This window comes from Novosphingobium sp. B-7, from assembly GCF_000410615.1.
Lineage (GTDB): Bacteria > Pseudomonadota > Alphaproteobacteria > Sphingomonadales > Sphingomonadaceae > Novosphingobium > Novosphingobium capsulatum.
Map to the genome: position 1 here is coordinate 1 of NZ_APCQ01000739.1, position 1,236 is coordinate 1,236.

A 1,236-nucleotide genomic window follows, 5' to 3' on the forward strand; every position below is an offset into this window, starting at 1 on the left:
CGCCGCTGCGCGCCAGGCGCTGGGCCTCGATGCGCCAGCGCTCGATCACGAGGCGCAAGCGGCCGATCGGCTGGCCTATCGCCAGGCATGGCTGCGCGCGCTGGTGGCCGCCACGCCCGATACCGTGCACGTGTGCCAGTGCGAGGAAGTGAGCCGCGCCGATCTGCTGGGCGTGCAGCCGCCGCAGTATCTCGCCCGGCCTGAAAAGCTCGGCTGCCGCAGCCTGGAAACGCTGCTGCACGATGGCCCGCCCGATCAGGAACAGATCAAGCGACTGACGCGTGCCTGCATGGGCGCCTGCCAGGCGCGCCGCTGCCGCGAGCAGGTAGGCATGCTCTTGGCGATGGGCGCCAACCTGCCGATCGACCAGGCGCCCCGCGCCGGCTGGCGTGCACCGGTGCGGCCCCTGGCGCTCAAGGTTTTGGCCGATTGGGACGAGGCCGAAGCGATGCGCGAAGGCTGGGACGTGTGGTTCGGCATTCCCACGCAATGGACGCCCTATCGCGACATCGGCACCGAGCGGGAGGCGATGCACCGCGAGGCGCTGGGCGGCAACATGCACCTTTGATGACGACGGGACGCGACATGACGAAATCGGCAAATGGCGCCTCGGTCATCGTGATCGGCGCAGGGGTGACGGGGCTTTCGGCGGCATGGTGGCTGGCCCGCTCTGGCGTGGACGTGATCGTGCTCGACAAGGGCGTGGTCGGCTGGGAAGCATCGAGCCGCAACGGCGGCGGCGCCTCGCACTATCAAAGCCCGCTGTTCGATGAAGAACAGCGCCTGTGGCCGATGATGGATGAATTGCTCGGCTATCCCACCGAATACCAGCGCGAGCGCGTGATCATTGCCGTGAGCGAGCGGCAGCTGCATCACTATCACTATATCGCCGGCATGTGTGGCGACATGGGCTATCAGGTGGACAAGATCGACGCGCAGCAGGCGCGCGAGATGGTGCCACTGGCGGGCGACAATTGCCTGGGCGGCATCCACCTGCGCTTTGGCGGGCATGCCAACCCGCAGCGCACGGTGCAGGCCTATGCCTGGGCCACGCAGGATCTGGGCGGGCGGATCATCCAGCATTGCCCGGCGCTGCGCATCGAAACCAGCGCGGGCCGCGCCACCGGCGTGGTAACGCCGCAGGGCACCTTGTCGTGCGACGCGCTGGTGGTGGCGGCCGGGCCGCAGATTTCCGGGCTGATGGCGCCGCTGGGCGTTGACGTGCCGCTGGCGGCC

Annotated in this window: 1 protein-coding gene and 1 pseudogene; both read left to right on the forward strand. The window is 68.8% G+C overall.

Features of this window, described 5'->3' with window-relative positions:
• Positions 1–568: pseudogene (locus tag H926_RS26240) on the forward strand (hypothetical protein); the annotation flags it as partial.
• Positions 569–585: 17 nt separating this feature from the next.
• A partial coding sequence (locus tag H926_RS0107855; RefSeq protein ID WP_022675803.1) for an FAD-binding oxidoreductase occupies positions 586–1,236 on the forward strand: 651 nt, incomplete at its 3' end.